This window comes from Marinobacter denitrificans (genome assembly GCF_008795955.1).
GTDB lineage: Bacteria > Pseudomonadota > Gammaproteobacteria > Pseudomonadales > Oleiphilaceae > Marinobacter > Marinobacter denitrificans.
The window spans coordinates 1-16588 of sequence record NZ_VMHN01000008.1 but is presented as its reverse complement, the minus strand read 5'-3'; the positions used below and the strand labels follow the sequence as shown (position 1 = coordinate 16588).

Below are 16588 nucleotides of genomic sequence, written 5' to 3'. Positions count from 1 at the left end.
AAGCGTTAATTATCGGGTGTTTTTTCATTCACGATTGCGGGCAGGTCAGCGTTGTCCCCCAGGGGAGCTGGATATTGCCGTCACCGTCTTCATCATGGAGCGTCCTTACTCGACCACCGATGTTAAGGGCCAGGTAACTCATTCTTACATTGCCATCGCCAGAGGCTGAGCAGGCGATAAGACTTCCCATCGTGCCGTGGCTCATTCCATTGGAAGACAACTGAAAATAACCTCTGCCTGCGGTCCTCGAGTAAAGTTTGGAGCGGCCGTTTGTGAGTTTGAAGACTCGATGTACGCGACCGTTATCCGGGCGCTTATCATTATTTCTGTCCGGAAAAATAGATACTGGATTGTTCCAGTCATCAGTGCATGTGAGTGCTTCGGAAAGGGGGCAGATGGTGGTGAGAATTCGCTGATGGACAGCGTAGGATCGAGCCACGGCAAACATCCTGTGGGTGTCGTTAACAATGCCAGTGTGGCGGGTAGTGGACACCAACTGAGTCCAAGATGTACTGGCGATTCCAGCAAGCATTGCCGTAAGTGCTAGTGTAAAAATAAGCTCAACCAGAGTAAATCCTCTGGTGTTATTGGGAAGGTGCATAGCAGAACGTCCATGTCAGTTTCTCGGGTTGGTTGCTTTTTTACGTCCTGTAGAAAAGCGTCTGAAATTTTACCCGAAAATGGTTTCTTGCATATTGTTGAGGACAATTTTTGGGATGGTGATCACTCCATCCCCAACTTCTTCAACCGATACCTCAACGCCCGGAAACTAATCCCCAGCCGCTTGGCTGCAGCCGTCTTGTTCCAGCGGGTCGCCTCAAGGGCTTTCTCAATGGCCTGCCGCTCAATGGACTCCAGGTAGTTTTCCAGATCAATTTCGCCTTCGGGCAAGGTCATTGCCTCCTGGCCGGAGGAGGACATTCCTGTATTGCCTGCACCTGATAGCCCGGCGGGCGCCGGGCCATTGCCGATGTGAAGATCCTCCGGCCCAATCAGGTCGGCATCGCAGAGCGTAAACGCACGCTCGAGAATGTTTTCCAGCTCGCGAACGTTGCCGGGGAAGTCATAATCTCTCAGCCGGTCGATAGCATCGGGTGTCAGCGCTGCCGGCTCGCACTCGTACTCGCGGGCGATGCGTTCAAGAATATGCCCCGCAAGCAGGCTGATATCATCTGGCCTGTCCCTCAGTGCCGGTACCGGCAGCTCGATGACATTGATGCGGTAGAACAGATCTTGGCGAAAATTCCCTTCCTGGACAAGTCCGGGCAAGTCTTTATGGGTGGCGCTGAGCAGGCGAATGTCCACAGGCACTTCCTTGGTATCACCCACTGGCCGGACAGCCTTCTCCTGAATGGCTCTTAACAGTTTTACCTGCATGGCCAATGGCAGGTCAGCAACTTCATCGAGGAACAGTGTGCCACCATCCGCCGATCGGAACAGGCCGTCCTTGTTATCCACGGCACCGGTAAAGCTGCCTTTCTTGTGGCCGAAAAACTCGCTTTCCATCAGCTCGGAAGGAATCGCACCGCAGTTTACGGCAATGAAAGGATGCTCCCGGCGAGGGCCCTGCAAATGGATCATGCGGGCCACAAGCTCTTTGCCGCTGCCCGATTCACCACTGATGAAAACCGGAGCCTGGCTGCGGGCCAGTTTGCGCACCTGGTTTCTGAGGCGTTTGATTTCAGCGGAGTTGCCCAGTAACAGGCCCGGCTCATCGGAGGCGGTTTCGGCATCGGATTCCGCATCTGAGAGTTTCAGGGCGCTATTAACGAGTTCCCGCAGACGCGGCAGCTCAACAGGCTTGGAGACAAAGTCGAACGCGCCGGCCTTAAGGGATTCTATTGCTGTATCCATATTGCCGTAGGCGGTGATGACAGCCACCGGGGTGCAGGGCGTGTGGTGCTGGATCCACTGCACCAGCTCTATACCATTGCCGTCCGGCAGGTTCATGTCCGTGAGGCAGAGTTGGGGACGGTACTCACCCAGAAGTTTTTTCGCACTGGTGATATCCGGCGCGGTCAGCGTGTGAATACCCATTCGGGTCAGTGTGATTTCCAGAAGATCCCGGATATCGGGTTCGTCGTCTACGATCAGCGCTGTGTGAGTGGTCATTGGATTGTTGTGGGTTCCATATGGTTGCTCAGGCTACCGGGCTTCCGGATGGGTCATATCATTCGCCCGTGGTGGGCAAATGTAATGCGGAAACAACAGCCGGATTGGTTGTTATCTACCAGGGACAGGTGAGCCTGGTTAGCCTCGCACAGTTCTCGTGCCAGATAAAGACCAAGACCCGTCCCGCTTTTGTCAGTTGTGAAAAAGGGCTCAAAAACAGAAGTCCGATGCTCCGGGGCGATGCCGGGGCCAAAGTCACGCACGTCCACGTAGGTTCTCTCACCGTCAGCCGTGGCTCCGGCGTAAAGTTCGATCCTGCGTTCGCCGGTAGCCTGCTCGCTGTAGCGCAGTCCGTTGTCGCAGAGGTTCACCATCACCTGCTCGATCTGGCTCACATCGAAGCGGGCCTGGGGCAGGCTGGGTTCTGCTCGCAACGTGATATGAGCAGGTGGCTGCTGTTCATTATCCTGGGTCTGGAGGTAATCGTCACGAAACGCTGAAAGCCAGTGACTCACATCAACGAGGTCGGAGTTGGCGACACGGCGCCGGGAGAGGTCCAGAACGTTTTCAATGATGCCGTTGACCCTGCGGGAGTGGCGTTCAATGATATCCAGCATTTTACGATCGCCATTATCGAGGTTGGGAGATTCCCCCATAAGCTGGGACGCGTGACTGATGGCGCCCAGCGGATTGCGGATTTCGTGGGCGATGCCGGCTGTGAGCCGGCCCAGGGAGGCCAGTTTCATCTGTTGGGCCTGCTGCGTCACTTTGCTCATGTCATCAATGAACACCAGGATCTGGTCGCCCCGCTGCTGGTCAAGCTGGGTAAAGTTCACCTGCACCATGGGCGAAGTTGGTGTGGCCTGAAAAGGGTCGGTTCTGCGTCTGGGGTCTTTCAGCCACGTCTCAAGGCCCAAGCGCAGTGGCTGGGGCAGGTTTCGTCCCCGGCTGGGTTGGGGGCTGGAGTCTTCACCGGAGATACCAAAAAGCAGTTCTTCTGCCGCGGCATTGGCAAGGCGGATATGCCCGAACCGGTCCAGAACAAGAATTCCCGTGCGCATGCGCTGAATGATCTGGCGATTGATCTGTTCGAGCTCGGCAATGCTTCGGGCCCGGGAGCTGGCAAGAGCCTCGCTGTGCAACATGCGTCGGGAAACGTACTGCAGTATAAAGGCTGCTGCGAAGTAGAGGATGCCCAGCGAGCCCGCCCGGACGATCTCATCGGCCGAGTCGCCCAATACCACAACGGACCAGGTGGAAATGCTGAGGGAACAGATCGCGCCAAGCGCGGCATAGAAAGTGCCAATTCTGGTTGGCGTCAGGATATTTCCGGCGGCCACAGAGACGATCACCAGATTGGCTAGACCGTTGGTGATACCTGTACTGGTGAACAGAAGGGCGTGGAGAATCAGGATGTCCATCAGTATCGAGATGGTGATATGCCGACTTTGCGGTTGGAAGCCGGCGAGCATGATCAACCCGATAAAGCCGTTAATGGCCAGATAGGTGACGACGCCGGCCTGGTAATAATCTGTTGCCCGAAAGCTGGAATCAAAATTGATCGGGTCAACAAACAGCAGGGCTACCAGGATAATGCTGACAACTACTCTGTAATGGTTGTAGATACGGAACAACCTGCCCATCTGTCTGGCCGGAGGGGCGTCAGTGGGGGCCTGAAGATCCGTTGCCGATGTTTTTGCCATAATCTGATGGGTATCCCGGAAGAATTCTTTTTCTCTGCGGGGTTATAATAGCCTTTTAATGGCAATGAGTTACAGGAGCTGCGTTATGTCCGTGCAAAAGGATCAGTCGCCCGGTGCCCAGGGGCCTGGAAAGCTGAGAGTGGTTATGGCCCAGCTTGATTTTCTGGTGGGCGATATCCCCGGCAATACCGACAAGGTGATTGAGGCTACCAGGCGTGCGGGCGCTGACCATCAGGCAGATCTGGTGGTATTTCCGGAACTGTGCCTTACCGGATATCCGCCAGAGGATCTTCTGCTGCGTCCAAGCATGGATGTGCGTATTGCCGAAGCGCTGCAGTCCCTGCGTGATGCCAATCTTGGCCCTGCTATTGTCATAGGGGCGCCGGTGAGGGAAGGCGCGCTGCTGTATAACGCCGCCCTGGTTATTGATGGCGGGGAGGTGACGGGCCGCTATTTCAAGCGGTTTCCGCCCAACTATCAGGTCTTCGATGAGAAGCGCTACTTCGCCGATGGCGCAGGCATTCTGGTGATGGATATCCGGGGAGTACCTGTAGGTGTCACGGTGTGTGAAGACATCTGGAGCGATGGGCCGGTGGAAGATGCCGCCGCAGCGGGTGCGAAACTCATCATCAACCTGAATGCCTCACCCTACGACATTGATAAGCAGAATCGTCGCAAGGCACTGATCGAGCGAAAGGCGTGCGAGAACCGGGTCAGTATCGCCTATGTGAATCTGGTTGGTGGTCAAGATGAGTTGGTCTTCGACGGAGGCTCAATGGTGTATGACCATTCAGGTGCTCTTGCGGCAGAAGCACCTCAGTTCAGCGAGGGGCTCTATCCGGTGGAGTTCATCTGCGAGCACCATTGCCAGCCGATCACCCAGCCCGCTATCACCGAGCCGTCTCTGGAAGAGAATGTCTACAAGGCACTGGTGCTGGGGGTGAGGGATTACGTCAACAAGAACGGATTCAAGTCAGTCGTTCTTGGGCTGTCGGGTGGCATTGACTCTGCAGTGACGGTGGCCATCGCGGTTGATGCGCTGGGTGCCGACAGGGTGCGGGCAGTGATGATGCCTTTCCGGTACACCTCTGGCATGAGTATTGAAGACGCAGAGGCGGAAGCGGTTGCTCTTGGCGTTCAGTACGATGTGTTCTCCATTGAGCCCATGTACGATGCCTTCATGGAAACCCTGGCTGCCCCGTTCGAAGGCACCAGGCCGGATACCACCGAGGAAAACCTGCAGGCGAGACTGCGGGGCGTGCTACTGATGTCACTGTCCAACAAGTTTGGCTCACTAGTGCTGACAACCGGCAATAAAAGCGAGATGGCGGTGGGGTACTCGACGTTGTACGGGGATATGGCCGGTGGGTTTGATGTACTCAAGGATGTTCCGAAAACCCTTGTGTTCCGTCTTGCCTGGTACCGCAACAGTGTTTCGCAGGTTATCCCTGAACGAGTTATCACGCGGCCACCGTCAGCAGAACTGGCGCCGGATCAGAAAGACGAGGACAGTCTGCCGGGTTACGACGTGCTCGACCAGATACTGAACCTCTACGTAGAACGTGATCTGAGCGCAGACGCTATCGTTGCCCAGGGCTTTGACCGTGCGGATGTGGACAGGGTCGTGCGTCTGGTCGACATCAACGAGTACAAGCGCAGGCAGGCACCGATCGGTGTGCGGATTACCGAGCGAGGGTTCGGTAAGGACCGCCGCTATCCCATCACCAATGGCTGGAAAAGCGGCAACTGATTATTCATCACCCATCAGGCCGAAGGTGACTACACTGGACAGGGAGCGATCCTTGCGCTTGAGGACATCGGCCTGAAACTCGCCATCCTCATTGAACGCGGCGCTGTCCGGGAAGTTATCCTCCAGCATGGCGACCGCATCGGCCGACGCTTTTTTGAGGTCCATGAAGCGGAAAGTCTCGGCCATAATGATCAGCGCTTCTTCCACGGAGGGTGTGGTGGAGTAGTTCTCCACAATAAAACGAGCCCGGTTATTGGCAGCAATATAGGCTTCGCGGCTGATGTAGTAGCGGGCGGCAAAGAGCTCCAGCTCAGCCAGGCGGTTCCGGATGGCAATCATGCGCTGGCGGGCATCCGGGGCGTATTCGCTGGACGGGTAACGGTTAAGCAGTTCAGAGAAGTCGCGGAAGGCTTGGCGCTGCTCACCCGGGTCCCTTGCCGCAACATCAATCGGGAAGTATCTGGCCGCAAGGCCTATGTCCAGATTGTAGGATGCCAGACCGCGCATATAGAGCGCGTAATCAGCGTGGTCACTTTGTGGGTTCAGGCGCAGGAAGCGATCAGCCGCCGCACGCGCACCCTCCAGGTCCAGGTTCTGGTACCGCGCATAGATCAGGTCCAGTTGGGCCTGTTCTGCATAGCGGCCGAACGGATAGTAGGTCTCAAGGAAATCGAGGTTGCGTTCAGCCTCGTTAAAGTTGCCCGAGTTCATTGCTTCCCGGGCATTCTCGTAATAGGTTTCTTCCGGCAATACTTCTTCCTGCTTGTTGGAAGCGCACGCACCGATCATAAGCGCTGCGGTAGTCACTAGCAGTAATCGAACAACTGATCTCATGCCGGAATCCCGTATAATGGCGAAAATTCGAATGGTGGGCCATTGTAACGGGGATCTGCTCCCTTGTGCAGTGGCACTCGCGAACGATTGGAAAATTCTGACTCAAACGTAACACTCATCACCGGCCCCGGGGGCTTAATGTCATCTGATAACCGTATTATTGCCAGCTTCTCTGTTCCGCCGGAATACAGCGACCGCCGTCTGGACCAGGCGGCGGCGGAGCTGATGCCGGAGCATTCCCGATCACGACTACAGGGCTGGATCAAAAGCGGGGCGCTGACGGTGAACGGGAAGGCCTGCAAGCCCCGCGACAAAGTCATGTTGGGGGACAAGCTTGAACTGGATGCGGAGCCAGAGGCGCAAGTCAGTTGGCAGGCGGAATCGATTTCCCTGGATATTGTCTATGAAGACGAGCACCTGCTGGTGATCAACAAGCCGGCAGGCCTGGTTGTCCATCCCGCCGCGGGCCATGCTGACGGCACCCTGGTTAACGCCTTGCTCAACCATGCCCCGGAAGTGGAAAACCTGCCGAGAGCTGGCATTGTTCATCGTCTCGACAAGGATACGTCCGGAATCATGGTGGTGGCGCGCAGCCTGATCGCCCACACATCACTGGTTGACCAGCTGCAAACCCGTACCATGGGACGAGAGTACGAGGCCATCGTAGTGGGCACTCTGACCGGAGGCGCGACGGTGGACGCGCCGATTGGCCGCCACCCGCGCGAGCGTAAGAAAATGGCGGTGGTCCCGACTGGCAAGCCCGCGGTTACCCATTATCGCCTGATAGAGCGCTTCGCTGCTCATACCCATGTACGGTGCAAGCTTGAAAGTGGGCGCACGCATCAGATTCGGGTCCATATGGCACATGTAAAGCATCCGTTGGTTGGTGACCCCCAATATGGGGGACGGCTTCGGCTCCCCAAGGGGACCACGGATGAGTTGCGCGATGTATTGGCAGGATTTCAACGTCAGGCGCTCCATGCCCGGCAGTTGACGCTGGAGCATCCCAGTACTGGAGAGCTGATGAGTTGGGAAGTCCCTCTGCCCGAGGATATGGAAACGTTGCTTGCAGCGCTTCGCAAGCACGTTAAGGATCTGGAGAGCAATGACTTCTGAGTTGCCACTGATTGTCCCCGACTGGCCAGCACCTTCCTGGGTACAAGCGGCATCTACGACAAGGGGCGGAGGGATAAGCAAGCCCCCCTGGCATTCGCTGAACCTTGGCGCCCATGTGGGGGATAAGCATGAGGATGTTGTGAAGAATCGTGCACTGCTCAGGCAATGGGCTGAACCCGGTGCCCGGTCCTTCGGATGGCTGAAACAGGTCCATGGCACCAGTGTCGCATTACTGCCTCAGGCAGGGGAGGTTGCGGCCGACGCGAGCGTCACCAGCCAGCCTGGAGTTGTGTGTGCGGTAATGACGGCGGACTGTCTGCCCGTGTTGTTCTGCGATCCGGCCGGCCGGGTGGCCGCCGCCCACGCCGGCTGGCGCGGGCTGTGTGACGGCGTTCTTGAGCGAACCGTAGAGCACCTGGGTAATCCCGCGGGTGTCCTTGCCTGGTTGGGGCCAGCCATAGGTCCCGATCAGTTTGAGGTGGGTGCCGAGGTGAGAGAAGCCTTTCTCCTGCACGACCCCCAGGCGGCGGTGGCTTTTGTGCCCAGCCCCCGGCACTCCGGGCGTTACCTGGCTGATCTGTATGAGTTGGCCCGCCAAAGGCTGGCAGCTGCCGGTGTTCTCCAGGTCTACGGTGGCGGGTTTTGCACGGTTACCGACAGTGAGCGCTTCTTCTCTTACCGACGGGACGGCCAGACCGGGAGGATGGCGAGCCTGATCTACATTTCATGATGCCCGTCAATTTTCTGACACTTCTTGCCTGTGTGCGCTTGAAGTCCTGCCAATCGCCCCTACATTAACTGTCAAAGCAGAGGAATTGCCGCCGGCGGGAACGCCCGCCCGGCCGCACGACAGACATCGGGGAAGACCAGACTATGAGAATCGACAAGCTGACCAGCAAACTGCAAACCGCACTGGCGGATGCCCAGTCCCTTGCAGTAGGCAAGGATCATAACTTTATCGAACCCCTTCACCTTATGCAGGCGCTGATGGACCAGCAGGGCAGCTCCATCAAGCCTTTGCTGAAGCAGGCCGGCGCGGAGCCCGGTCGAATCCGTCAGGCGGTGGCCCAGGAAATCGAAAATTTGCCGGAAGTGCGGGGCTCGGCCGGCGATGTGTCCATGTCTAACGATATGGGCCGGCTGTTCAATATTGCCGACAAGCTCGCTCAGAAGCGAGGCGACCAGTTTATTTCCAGCGAGCTGATGCTGCTGGCGGCCCTGGATGATCGTGGCGCGCTCGGGCGTATCTTGCGCGAGCAAGGTGTGGATAAAGCCTCACTGGAAAGCGCTATCGATGACGTGCGCGGGGGTGAGTCCGTCGATGACCCCTCTGCGGAAGAGAACCGGCAGGCCCTTTCCAAGTACACCATTGATCTTACCGAGCGCGCCGAAGCCGGCAAGCTGGACCCGGTGATTGGCCGTGATGATGAAATCCGCCGAACCATTCAGGTGCTTCAGCGTCGCCGAAAGAACAACCCGGTCCTTATTGGCGAACCTGGTGTGGGCAAGACTGCCATTGTGGAGGGGCTGGCTCAGCGCATCGTGAATGGCGAAGTGCCGGAAGGGCTCAAGAACAAGCGTGTTCTGTCCCTGGACATGGGGTCGTTGATCGCGGGTGCCAAGTTCCGTGGTGATTTCGAAGAGCGCCTGAAAGCCGTACTCAATGAACTGGCCAAGCAGGAAGGGCAGATCATCCTGTTTATCGATGAAATTCATACCGTCGTCGGCGCTGGCAAAGCCGAAGGTTCCATGGACGCCGGTAATATGCTCAAGCCCGCGCTGGCTCGGGGTGAGTTGCATTGCGTGGGCGCGACCACTCTGGATGAGTACCGTGAGAATATTGAAAAGGACGCAGCCCTTGAGCGCCGCTTCCAGAAGGTGTTGGTCTCCGAGCCCAATGAGGAAGATACCATCGCGATACTCCGTGGGCTCAAGGAGCGTTACGAAGTCCACCACGGCGTAGAAGTGACAGACGGGGCGATCATCGCGGCTGCCAAGCTTTCCCACCGTTATATTGCTGATCGCCAGTTGCCGGACAAGGCCATTGACCTGGTGGATGAGGCTGCCAGCCAGATCCGCATGGAAATGGACTCCAAGCCGGAGGCCCTGGACCGCCTGGAGCGCCGCCTCATCCAGTTGAAAATCGAGCGGGAGGCTTTGAAAAAAGAAACCGATGCAGCATCCAAAAAGCGACTTTCAGAGCTTTCGGATGTGATTACCGGTGTCGAGCGTGAATACGCAGACCTGGAAGAGGTCTGGAATACCGAAAAGGCCGCATTGCACGGTTCCCAGAAGATCAAGAGCCAGTTGGAGCAGGCAAGGATAGATCTTGAGAATGCCCGTCGAGCGGGCGACCTCGGCCGCATGTCGGAGTTGCAGTACGGCCAGATTCCGGAGCTGGAGCGCCAGCTGGATATGGCAAGCCAGGCGGAAATGATGGAAATGACGCTGCTCCGTAACCGCGTGACGGATGAGGAAATTGCCGAGGTAGTCTCCAAGTGGACCGGTATACCGGTGTCGAAGATGCTGGAAGGCGAGCGTGACAAACTCATGCGTATGGAAGACGCCCTCCATGGTCGGGTAATCGGTCAGGCCGAAGCCGTTGAAGCCGTATCCAACGCCGTAAGACGTTCCCGCGCAGGGCTTTCAGACCCTCATCGTCCGAACGGCTCCTTCCTTTTCCTTGGGCCGACGGGTGTGGGTAAGACCGAGCTTTGCAAGGCGCTGGCCTCATTCCTGTTTGATACGGAAGAGGCAATGGTTCGAATTGACATGTCCGAGTTCATGGAGAAGCACTCCGTTGCCCGCCTGATCGGTGCGCCTCCCGGCTACGTGGGCTATGAGGAAGGTGGCTATCTGACTGAAGCCGTTCGTCGCCGGCCGTATTCTGTATTGTTGCTGGACGAGGTCGAGAAGGCGCATCCGGATGTATTCAATATACTGTTGCAGGTGCTGGAAGATGGTCGCCTGACCGACGGCCAGGGCAGAACCGTGGACTTCCGGAACACGGTCATCGTTATGACCTCCAACCTGGGGTCCGACATCATCCAGCAGAAAGCTGGCGAAGAGAACTACGAATCCATGAAGTCAGCGGTTATGGAGGTAGTGGGCACTCACTTCAGGCCGGAGTTCATCAACCGCGTGGATGAAGTGGTCGTGTTCCATCCGCTGGCGGAGAGCCAGATTCAGGGCATTGCGAAGATTCAGATTGAAATCCTCAGCAAGCGTCTGAAAGAGCAGGACATGAAGCTGGAACTGGACGATGCTGCGATGGAGTTGCTTGCGGAAGTGGGCTACGACCCGGTTTATGGGGCCCGCCCGCTCAAGCGTGCGATCCAGCGCATGATCGAGAATCCGCTGGCCCAAAGGCTGCTTCAGGGCGATTTCCAGTCCGGGGATACCATTCGCGGGACGGTCAAGGACCATGCTCTGGAGTTTTCCAGGGCCTGACGCTTAAACCGGCAAAGGCGGAGCAATATGCTCCGCCTTTCTTTTCGGGCGTTCACGTACGCTGTGATTGCTGCGCTCATTCTTCAGAGGGCCCGCCGCAATTCTCGTCGGCTATCTCCTCAAACTTCGTGCGCTGTTCTTCAATTTCCTCCTCTGACAGATAGCGCTGCTCACCATCCTCTTCCACACGTATCCGGCTGTTGCGCTTCAAGATGCTCAGGTTACTGCGAGCGGTTTCGCAATTGGCTTCCCGTTGCTTGCGACGTGCCTGTTCCGCGGCGCTCTCTTCCTGCCGCTCGGCTTGTTCGGCTTCCCGTTCTTCCAGAGCTTTGACCTGTTCCTGTGGGCTCTGACGGTTGCTCTCTGATCGTTTCCCGGTTCGTATGCTGACCGGCTCTGACTGTTGTCCGCTTGGTTGGCGATCGCCGAAGTGCGTAACCCCGTTCTCATCGGTCCATTTATAGACGGAGGCAGCCGAGGAAATCGCCGGTGCCGCAACCAGAAGTACTGCCAGGGTTAGAATTTTTCTGTTCATGCCTCTACTCATTCCGCGTTAGCCTTATCGGAGTACTGCTTTAAACAGCACCATCTCTGTCTAGCCTATGTTTATCATGCCATTTATAAAGCTAACTTTCTTGAGTCTGGTTCAAATACTTGCACAAAGAATGGCGGACCTTTGTCGGGTAGGGGCAGAGAATACGGCCGTCGCTATTGACAGGGAGTTCAGCGCTGTCAAAATTGCAGATTGCCTGAAGACTGGGGTCAATACGGCAGGCAATCCCGTGCGAGTATCCCCCGTTAATTACCACACTGAATGCCCCGCGCAGGTCGCGGACTGGTTGTTGCTTACGTGCAACCCGTTGATTGGCCGTTCTCCGCAACCCTCAGGAGGGCGGCTGGCCAGGAGACAACCTCTTAACAGCTGGTGTGGCGGAATATCCGGTTAAGCTTTCACAAGAAGCTTCATGCCCGGACATCCAGGCAACCGGGACGCTTCCCGGCTCATTCACTCGTAGAAGAGGGTAGAACATCGTGGAGTTATTGTCTGGCGCCGATATGCTGATCCGGTCCCTGCAAGATGAAGGGATCGAATACATATATGGCTATCCGGGTGGTGCAGCGCTGCATATTTATGATGCGTTGTTCAGGCAGGATAAGGTCAAGCACATTCTGGTGCGTCACGAGCAGGCTGCGGTCCATATGGCCGACGGTTACGCCCGTGCTACCGGCTTACCGGGTACCGTACTGGTCACCTCGGGTCCTGGAGCCACCAATACCATTACCGGCATTGCCACCGCATTCATGGATTCCATTCCCATGGTGGTGCTGTGTGGTCAGGTCGCATCAACCCTCATTGGTGAAGATGCATTCCAGGAGACCGATATGATCGGCGTCTCCCGTCCCGTTGTGAAACACAACCTGAGTGTGCGTCATCCGGAGGAAATTCCGGAAATCATCCGTAAAGCCTATTATATCGCCGCAACCGGTCGCCCCGGCCCGGTAGTGGTCGATATCCCCAAGGATATGACCACGCCGAATGAGCGTTACGAGTATGTGTTCCCGAAAAAGGTGAAGCTTCGCTCGTACAACCCGGCCATCCGCGGCCATGCAGGTCAGATCAAGAAAGCTGTGGATATGCTGATGGCGGCCAAGCGCCCCATTATCTATGCCGGCGGCGGTGTCATTCTTGGCAAGGCGACTGACCAGCTGACCGAACTGGTCAGGATGCTGGGTTATCCGATTACCAATACTCTGATGGGCATTGGTTGCTACCCGGCTTCTGACAAACAGCACCTTGGCTGGCTGGGCATGCATGGTACTTACGAGTCCAACATGGCCATGCATCACTCGGATCTGATCCTGTGTGTAGGCGCGCGATTCGATGATCGGGTGACCAACGCAACCGAGAAGTTCTGTCCCGGTGCCCGCATTGTTCATATTGATATTGACCCGGCTTCCATTTCCAAAACCATCGATGCAGATGTTCCCATCGTGGGTCCGGTGGATGCTGTGCTCAAGGAAATGATCACCCTCGTCAGGGAGAGCAAGGAAAAGCCGGATGCTGAGGCAATCGCCGCCTGGTGGAAACAGATTGAAGAATGGCGGGCTTTCCATGGCATGCGGTATGAAACCAGCCCGGACCTCATCAAACCGCAGGAGGTCGTGGAAGCGCTCTGGCGGTTAACCAACGGCGAGGCGTTTGTGACCTCTGACGTGGGGCAGCACCAGATGTTTGCGGCTCAGTACTACAAGTTTGACAGGCCCAATCGCTGGATCAACTCCGGCGGCCTGGGCACCATGGGCTTTGGCTTGCCGGCCGCCATGGGCGTCAAGCTGACGCACCCGGACGATGAGGTGCTCTGCATTACCGGTGAGGGCAGTATCCAGATGAATATACAGGAACTGTCTACCTGTAAGCAGTACAACCTGCCGGTGAAGATCATCAACCTGAACAACCAGGCGCTTGGCATGGTCAAGCAGTGGCAGGACATGAACTATGAGTCCCGCCATTCCGAGTCTTACATGGGTTCTCTGCCGGACTTCGTCAAGCTGGCGGAAGCCTATGGCCATGTTGGTGTCCGCATTGATCGCAAGGAAGATCTGGAATCGAAGCTGAAAGAAGTGCTGGCGATGAAAGATCAGCTGGTATTCGTTGATATCTACGTCGACCGGTTTGAGCACGTCTACCCGATGCAGGTGGCGCGCGGCTCAATGAAGGACATGTGGCTGAGCAAGACGGAGAGGGTCTGATTATGCGTCGAATCATTTCTGTTTTGCTTGAGAACGAACCTGGAGCCCTGTCCCGTGTAGTGGGGCTGTTCTCACAGCGCAACTACAACATCGAGACGCTGACGGTTGCGCCGACCGAGGACGAGACCCTGTCACGCCTGACGGTAACCACCACCGGTTCCGACAAGGTCATCGAGCAAATTACCAAGCAGCTCAACAAGCTGATCGAGGTGGTCAAGCTGGTAGATCTGACCGAAGGGGCACACATCGAGCGGGAGCTGATGTTGGTCAAGCTCAAGGCAACCGGGTCGCAGCGAGCCGAGATCAAGCGCACCGTTGATATCTTTCGCGGCCAGATCGTGGATGTCACCAGCTCTGTCTATACCGTCCAGCTGGCCGGTAATAGTGAAAAGCTGGATGGCTTTATCCAGGCGGTAGGGACCTCGGGGGTGCTTGAGGTCGTTCGCAGCGGTGTTTCCGGTATTGCCCGTGGCGAGAAGGTATTAAGCCTGTAACAGGCGTTAACATCATTCTGTACAATGTCGGCCAGGAACAGGCCACTAAACAATATATAGAGGTTATACATGCAGGTTTACTACGATAAAGATTGCGACCTTTCCATCATCCAGGGCAAGAAAGTTGCCATCATCGGTTTTGGCTCACAGGGCCACGCTCATGCGTGCAACCTGAAAGAGTCCGGTGTTGATGTGACTGTTGGTCTACGCCCGGGTTCATCTTCCATTGCCAAGGCGGAAGCCTACGGTCTTAAAACCAGCGACGTACCGGCTGCCGTTGCTGCTGCTGACGTGGTAATGGTACTGACGCCGGACGAGTTCCAGGCGCAGCTTTACAGCGCGGAGATTGAGCCGAACCTGAAGCAGGGCGCTACACTGGCGTTTGCTCACGGCTTTTCGATCCACTATAACCAGATCGTACCGCGCAAAGACCTGGACGTAATCATGGTCGCGCCCAAGGCGCCGGGCCACACCGTACGCACAGAATTCACTCGTGGCGGCGGTATTCCTGATCTGATTGCGATCTTCCAGGACGCGTCCGGCAATGCCAAGAACCTCGCTCTGTCCTACGCGAGCGGCATCGGCGGTGGGCGTACGGGAATCATTGAAACCACCTTCAAGGATGAGACTGAAACCGACCTGTTCGGTGAGCAGGCTGTTCTGTGTGGTGGTACCGTTGAGCTGGTCAAGGCCGCTTTCGAAACACTGGTGGACGGCGGTTATGAACCGGAAATGGCTTATTTCGAGTGCCTGCACGAGCTCAAGCTGATTGTTGACCTGATGTATGAAGGTGGCATCGCCAACATGAACTACTCCATCTCCAACAACGCGGAGTATGGTGAGTACGTTACTGGCCCCGAGATCATCAACGAGCAGTCCCGTGAAGCCATGCGCAATGCATTGAAGCGCATCCAGACCGGTGAGTACGCCAAGATGTTTATCCAGGAAGGTAGCAGCAACTACCCGTCCATGACGGCTCGTCGTCGCATCAATGCCGAACATCAGATCGAGACCGTAGGTGAGAAATTGCGCTCCATGATGCCCTGGATCTCTGCAAACAAGATTGTAGACAAAGAGAAAAACTGATCCGGTACTCCGGACTTGTTTGAAAAACGCGGCCCGGGAGGCCGCGTTTTTCGTATATACTCCGCTTAAATGCTTTCTGGAGTGACAGGAATGAGTGACGAAAAGAAGCAGGTTAATGCGGCCACTGAAACAAAAGCGGCCCAGGAGCAGAATGACTCCAAAGACCAGGAGTTTGACCTGGAGACAGGAGAGGTTGTCGAGGAGGAGCTTGTTGAGGGTGCCCCGGTTCGTCGGAAGGGGATTTATCTGTTGCCGAACGCGCTGACAACGGCATCGCTGTTCTCTGGCTTCTATGCAATTGTGTCGGCCGCCAACGGCGTGTTTGATAACGCGGCCATTGCCATTTTTGTCTCAATGATTCTTGATGGCCTCGATGGTCGGGTGGCGAGGCTTACTAATACCCAGAGCAAGTTCGGCGAGGAATACGACAGCCTGGCTGATATGGTCGCTTTCGGTGTGGCGCCTGGGTTGGTGGCGTTCTTCTGGTCTTTAAATAATCTTGGCCAGGTCGGTTGGGCCATTACGTTTATCTACGTCGCCGGTGCCGCGCTGCGGCTGGCGCGCTTCAATACGCAGATCGGCTCCGTAGACAAAAAGTTTTTCGTGGGGCTGCCCAGTCCTGCTGCGGCGGCGTGTGTCGCCGGGTTGGTGTGGTGTTTCCACCTCGTGGAACCCGCAAGCTGGCTGACGTTGATGACGATCATTGTGGTCGGCGGTTGTGGCGTGCTGATGGTGAGCAATATCCTTTATAAAAGCTTCAAGGATCTGGATATGCGGGGGCGGGTACCGTTCGCCGCGATTCTTCTGGTGGTCCTCATCTTTGTAGTGGTTGCACTTGATCCGGCCACTGTGCTGTTTACCGGGTTTCTGGGTTACGCGTTGTCGGGTCCGGTTTTGGCTTTGTTCAGAAAGTCGCGTCGTTCCTCGGGCCAGTCTGCGTGAATCTGGTATGAAAAGTGAGCATTCTGGATGCGATTTGAGCAGCGCTGTAGGTGCAAACCGAGATAGAGTAAAAATAGTTGGTTAAGCTCGTTGACACATGCGCAGGGCTCTGTAGAATGCGCATCTCTTTCGAGGGACACGCCACTGAGGCGGGTCAGAAATTGAAAGGCAACCGTTTGAATTGGTTGGCAATTTTCCGGTTTTGAATCGGAGCCAAAATAAACGGTTGACAAGGCGGTGATTCGATGTAGAATACGCCACCTTGATCGGGCAAGCCCCGAACGCTCTTTAAAAAGTTGACCAAGTAATTCGTGTGGGCGCTGGCCGAGGTATTTCGGATACGAAATATC

The 16588-nt window shown here is 56.3% G+C and carries 14 protein-coding genes; 8 read left to right on the top strand and 6 right to left on the bottom strand.

What is annotated here, in order from left to right:
• Nucleotides 1-28: 28 nt before the first annotated feature.
• The 3 genes from FO268_RS23350 to FO268_RS17820 form a co-directional block, all read right to left on the bottom strand.
• On the bottom strand, nucleotides 29-601 hold the full coding sequence (locus FO268_RS23350; RefSeq protein WP_150994707.1) for a GspH/FimT family pseudopilin: 573 nt from the start codon (nucleotides 599-601) through the stop codon (nucleotides 29-31).
• 122 nt (nucleotides 602-723) lie between these two features.
• Complete coding sequence (locus FO268_RS17825) at nucleotides 724-2112, bottom strand: sigma-54-dependent transcriptional regulator (RefSeq protein ID WP_150994591.1); 1389 nt, start codon at nucleotides 2110-2112, stop codon at nucleotides 724-726.
• A 53-nt stretch (nucleotides 2113-2165) separates the two neighbouring features.
• Nucleotides 2166-3815 (bottom strand): sensor histidine kinase, encoded by a 1650-nt coding sequence (locus FO268_RS17820; RefSeq protein ID WP_150994590.1) that lies wholly within the window; start codon nucleotides 3813-3815, stop codon nucleotides 2166-2168.
• Between the two features lie 85 nt (nucleotides 3816-3900).
• Here FO268_RS17820 and FO268_RS17815 point away from each other — a divergent pair, with 85 nt between their 5' ends.
• On the top strand, nucleotides 3901-5565 hold the full coding sequence (locus tag FO268_RS17815) for an NAD+ synthase (protein WP_150994589.1): 1665 nt from the start codon (nucleotides 3901-3903) through the stop codon (nucleotides 5563-5565).
• On the opposite strand, the gene FO268_RS17810 is transcribed toward FO268_RS17815, so the two are convergent.
• A complete protein-coding gene (locus FO268_RS17810; RefSeq protein ID WP_150994588.1) occupies nucleotides 5566-6399 on the bottom strand; it encodes an outer membrane protein assembly factor BamD in 834 nt (277 codons plus the stop codon).
• 138 nt (nucleotides 6400-6537) lie between these two features.
• Between FO268_RS17810 and rluD the strand changes: the two genes are divergently transcribed.
• The 3 genes from rluD to clpB all read left to right on the top strand — a co-directional run bounded on the left by rluD (nucleotide 6538) and on the right by clpB (nucleotide 10965).
• Complete coding sequence (gene rluD, locus FO268_RS17805) at nucleotides 6538-7515, top strand: 23S rRNA pseudouridine(1911/1915/1917) synthase RluD (RefSeq protein ID WP_150994587.1); 978 nt, start codon at nucleotides 6538-6540, stop codon at nucleotides 7513-7515.
• Entirely contained in the window at nucleotides 7505-8245 is a 741-nt protein-coding gene (pgeF, locus tag FO268_RS17800; RefSeq protein WP_150994586.1) for a peptidoglycan editing factor PgeF, read from the top strand. Before rluD ends, pgeF begins: the two co-directional genes overlap by 11 nt.
• A gap of 143 nt (nucleotides 8246-8388) precedes the next feature.
• Complete coding sequence (clpB, locus tag FO268_RS17795) at nucleotides 8389-10965, top strand: ATP-dependent chaperone ClpB (RefSeq protein WP_150994585.1); 2577 nt, start codon at nucleotides 8389-8391, stop codon at nucleotides 10963-10965.
• A gap of 76 nt (nucleotides 10966-11041) precedes the next feature.
• Here the strand turns inward: clpB and FO268_RS17790 are convergent, their stop codons facing one another.
• On the bottom strand, nucleotides 11042-11500 hold the full coding sequence (locus FO268_RS17790) for a DUF4124 domain-containing protein (RefSeq protein ID WP_150994584.1): 459 nt from the start codon (nucleotides 11498-11500) through the stop codon (nucleotides 11042-11044).
• Nucleotides 11501-11997: 497 nt separating this feature from the next.
• Here FO268_RS17790 and FO268_RS17785 point away from each other — a divergent pair, with 497 nt between their 5' ends.
• From FO268_RS17785 to pssA, 4 genes are all read left to right on the top strand, one after another.
• Entirely contained in the window at nucleotides 11998-13716 is a 1719-nt protein-coding gene (locus FO268_RS17785; protein WP_150994583.1) for an acetolactate synthase 3 large subunit, read from the top strand.
• A 2-nt stretch (nucleotides 13717-13718) separates the two neighbouring features.
• Nucleotides 13719-14210, top strand: coding sequence for an acetolactate synthase small subunit (gene ilvN, locus FO268_RS17780; protein WP_137437935.1), 492 nt, complete (start codon nucleotides 13719-13721; stop codon nucleotides 14208-14210).
• Nucleotides 14211-14279: 69 nt separating this feature from the next.
• Nucleotides 14280-15296 carry a ketol-acid reductoisomerase gene (gene ilvC, locus FO268_RS17775; RefSeq protein ID WP_150994582.1) on the top strand — a complete coding sequence of 339 codons (1017 nt, stop codon included), beginning with the start codon at nucleotides 14280-14282 and terminating at the stop codon, nucleotides 15294-15296.
• A 90-nt stretch (nucleotides 15297-15386) separates the two neighbouring features.
• Nucleotides 15387-16238 carry a CDP-diacylglycerol--serine O-phosphatidyltransferase gene (gene pssA, locus FO268_RS17770; protein ID WP_150994581.1) on the top strand — a complete coding sequence of 284 codons (852 nt, stop codon included), beginning with the start codon at nucleotides 15387-15389 and terminating at the stop codon, nucleotides 16236-16238.
• A 154-nt stretch (nucleotides 16239-16392) separates the two neighbouring features.
• Here pssA and FO268_RS23045 read toward each other — a convergent pair.
• The coding region (locus FO268_RS23045) for a hypothetical protein (RefSeq protein WP_225316834.1) at nucleotides 16393-16588 on the bottom strand (196 nt) is incomplete at its 5' end.

Coding starts and splice junctions, on each gene's coding strand:
- FO268_RS23350 (WP_150994707.1), bottom strand. CDS start 601: ATGCACCTTCCCAATAACACCAGAGGATTTACTCTGGTTGAGCTTATT.
- FO268_RS17825 (WP_150994591.1), bottom strand. CDS start 2,112: ATGACCACTCACACAGCGCTGATCGTAGACGACGAACCCGATATCCGG.
- FO268_RS17820 (WP_150994590.1), bottom strand. CDS start 3,815: ATGGCAAAAACATCGGCAACGGATCTTCAGGCCCCCACTGACGCCCCT.
- FO268_RS17815 (WP_150994589.1), top strand. CDS start 3,901: ATGTCCGTGCAAAAGGATCAGTCGCCCGGTGCCCAGGGGCCTGGAAAG.
- FO268_RS17810 (WP_150994588.1), bottom strand. CDS start 6,399: ATGAGATCAGTTGTTCGATTACTGCTAGTGACTACCGCAGCGCTTATG.
- rluD (WP_150994587.1), top strand. CDS start 6,538: ATGTCATCTGATAACCGTATTATTGCCAGCTTCTCTGTTCCGCCGGAA.
- pgeF (WP_150994586.1), top strand. CDS start 7,505: ATGACTTCTGAGTTGCCACTGATTGTCCCCGACTGGCCAGCACCTTCC.
- clpB (WP_150994585.1), top strand. CDS start 8,389: ATGAGAATCGACAAGCTGACCAGCAAACTGCAAACCGCACTGGCGGAT.
- FO268_RS17790 (WP_150994584.1), bottom strand. CDS start 11,500: ATGAACAGAAAAATTCTAACCCTGGCAGTACTTCTGGTTGCGGCACCG.
- ilvN (WP_137437935.1), top strand. CDS start 13,719: ATGCGTCGAATCATTTCTGTTTTGCTTGAGAACGAACCTGGAGCCCTG.
- ilvC (WP_150994582.1), top strand. CDS start 14,280: ATGCAGGTTTACTACGATAAAGATTGCGACCTTTCCATCATCCAGGGC.
- pssA (WP_150994581.1), top strand. CDS start 15,387: ATGAGTGACGAAAAGAAGCAGGTTAATGCGGCCACTGAAACAAAAGCG.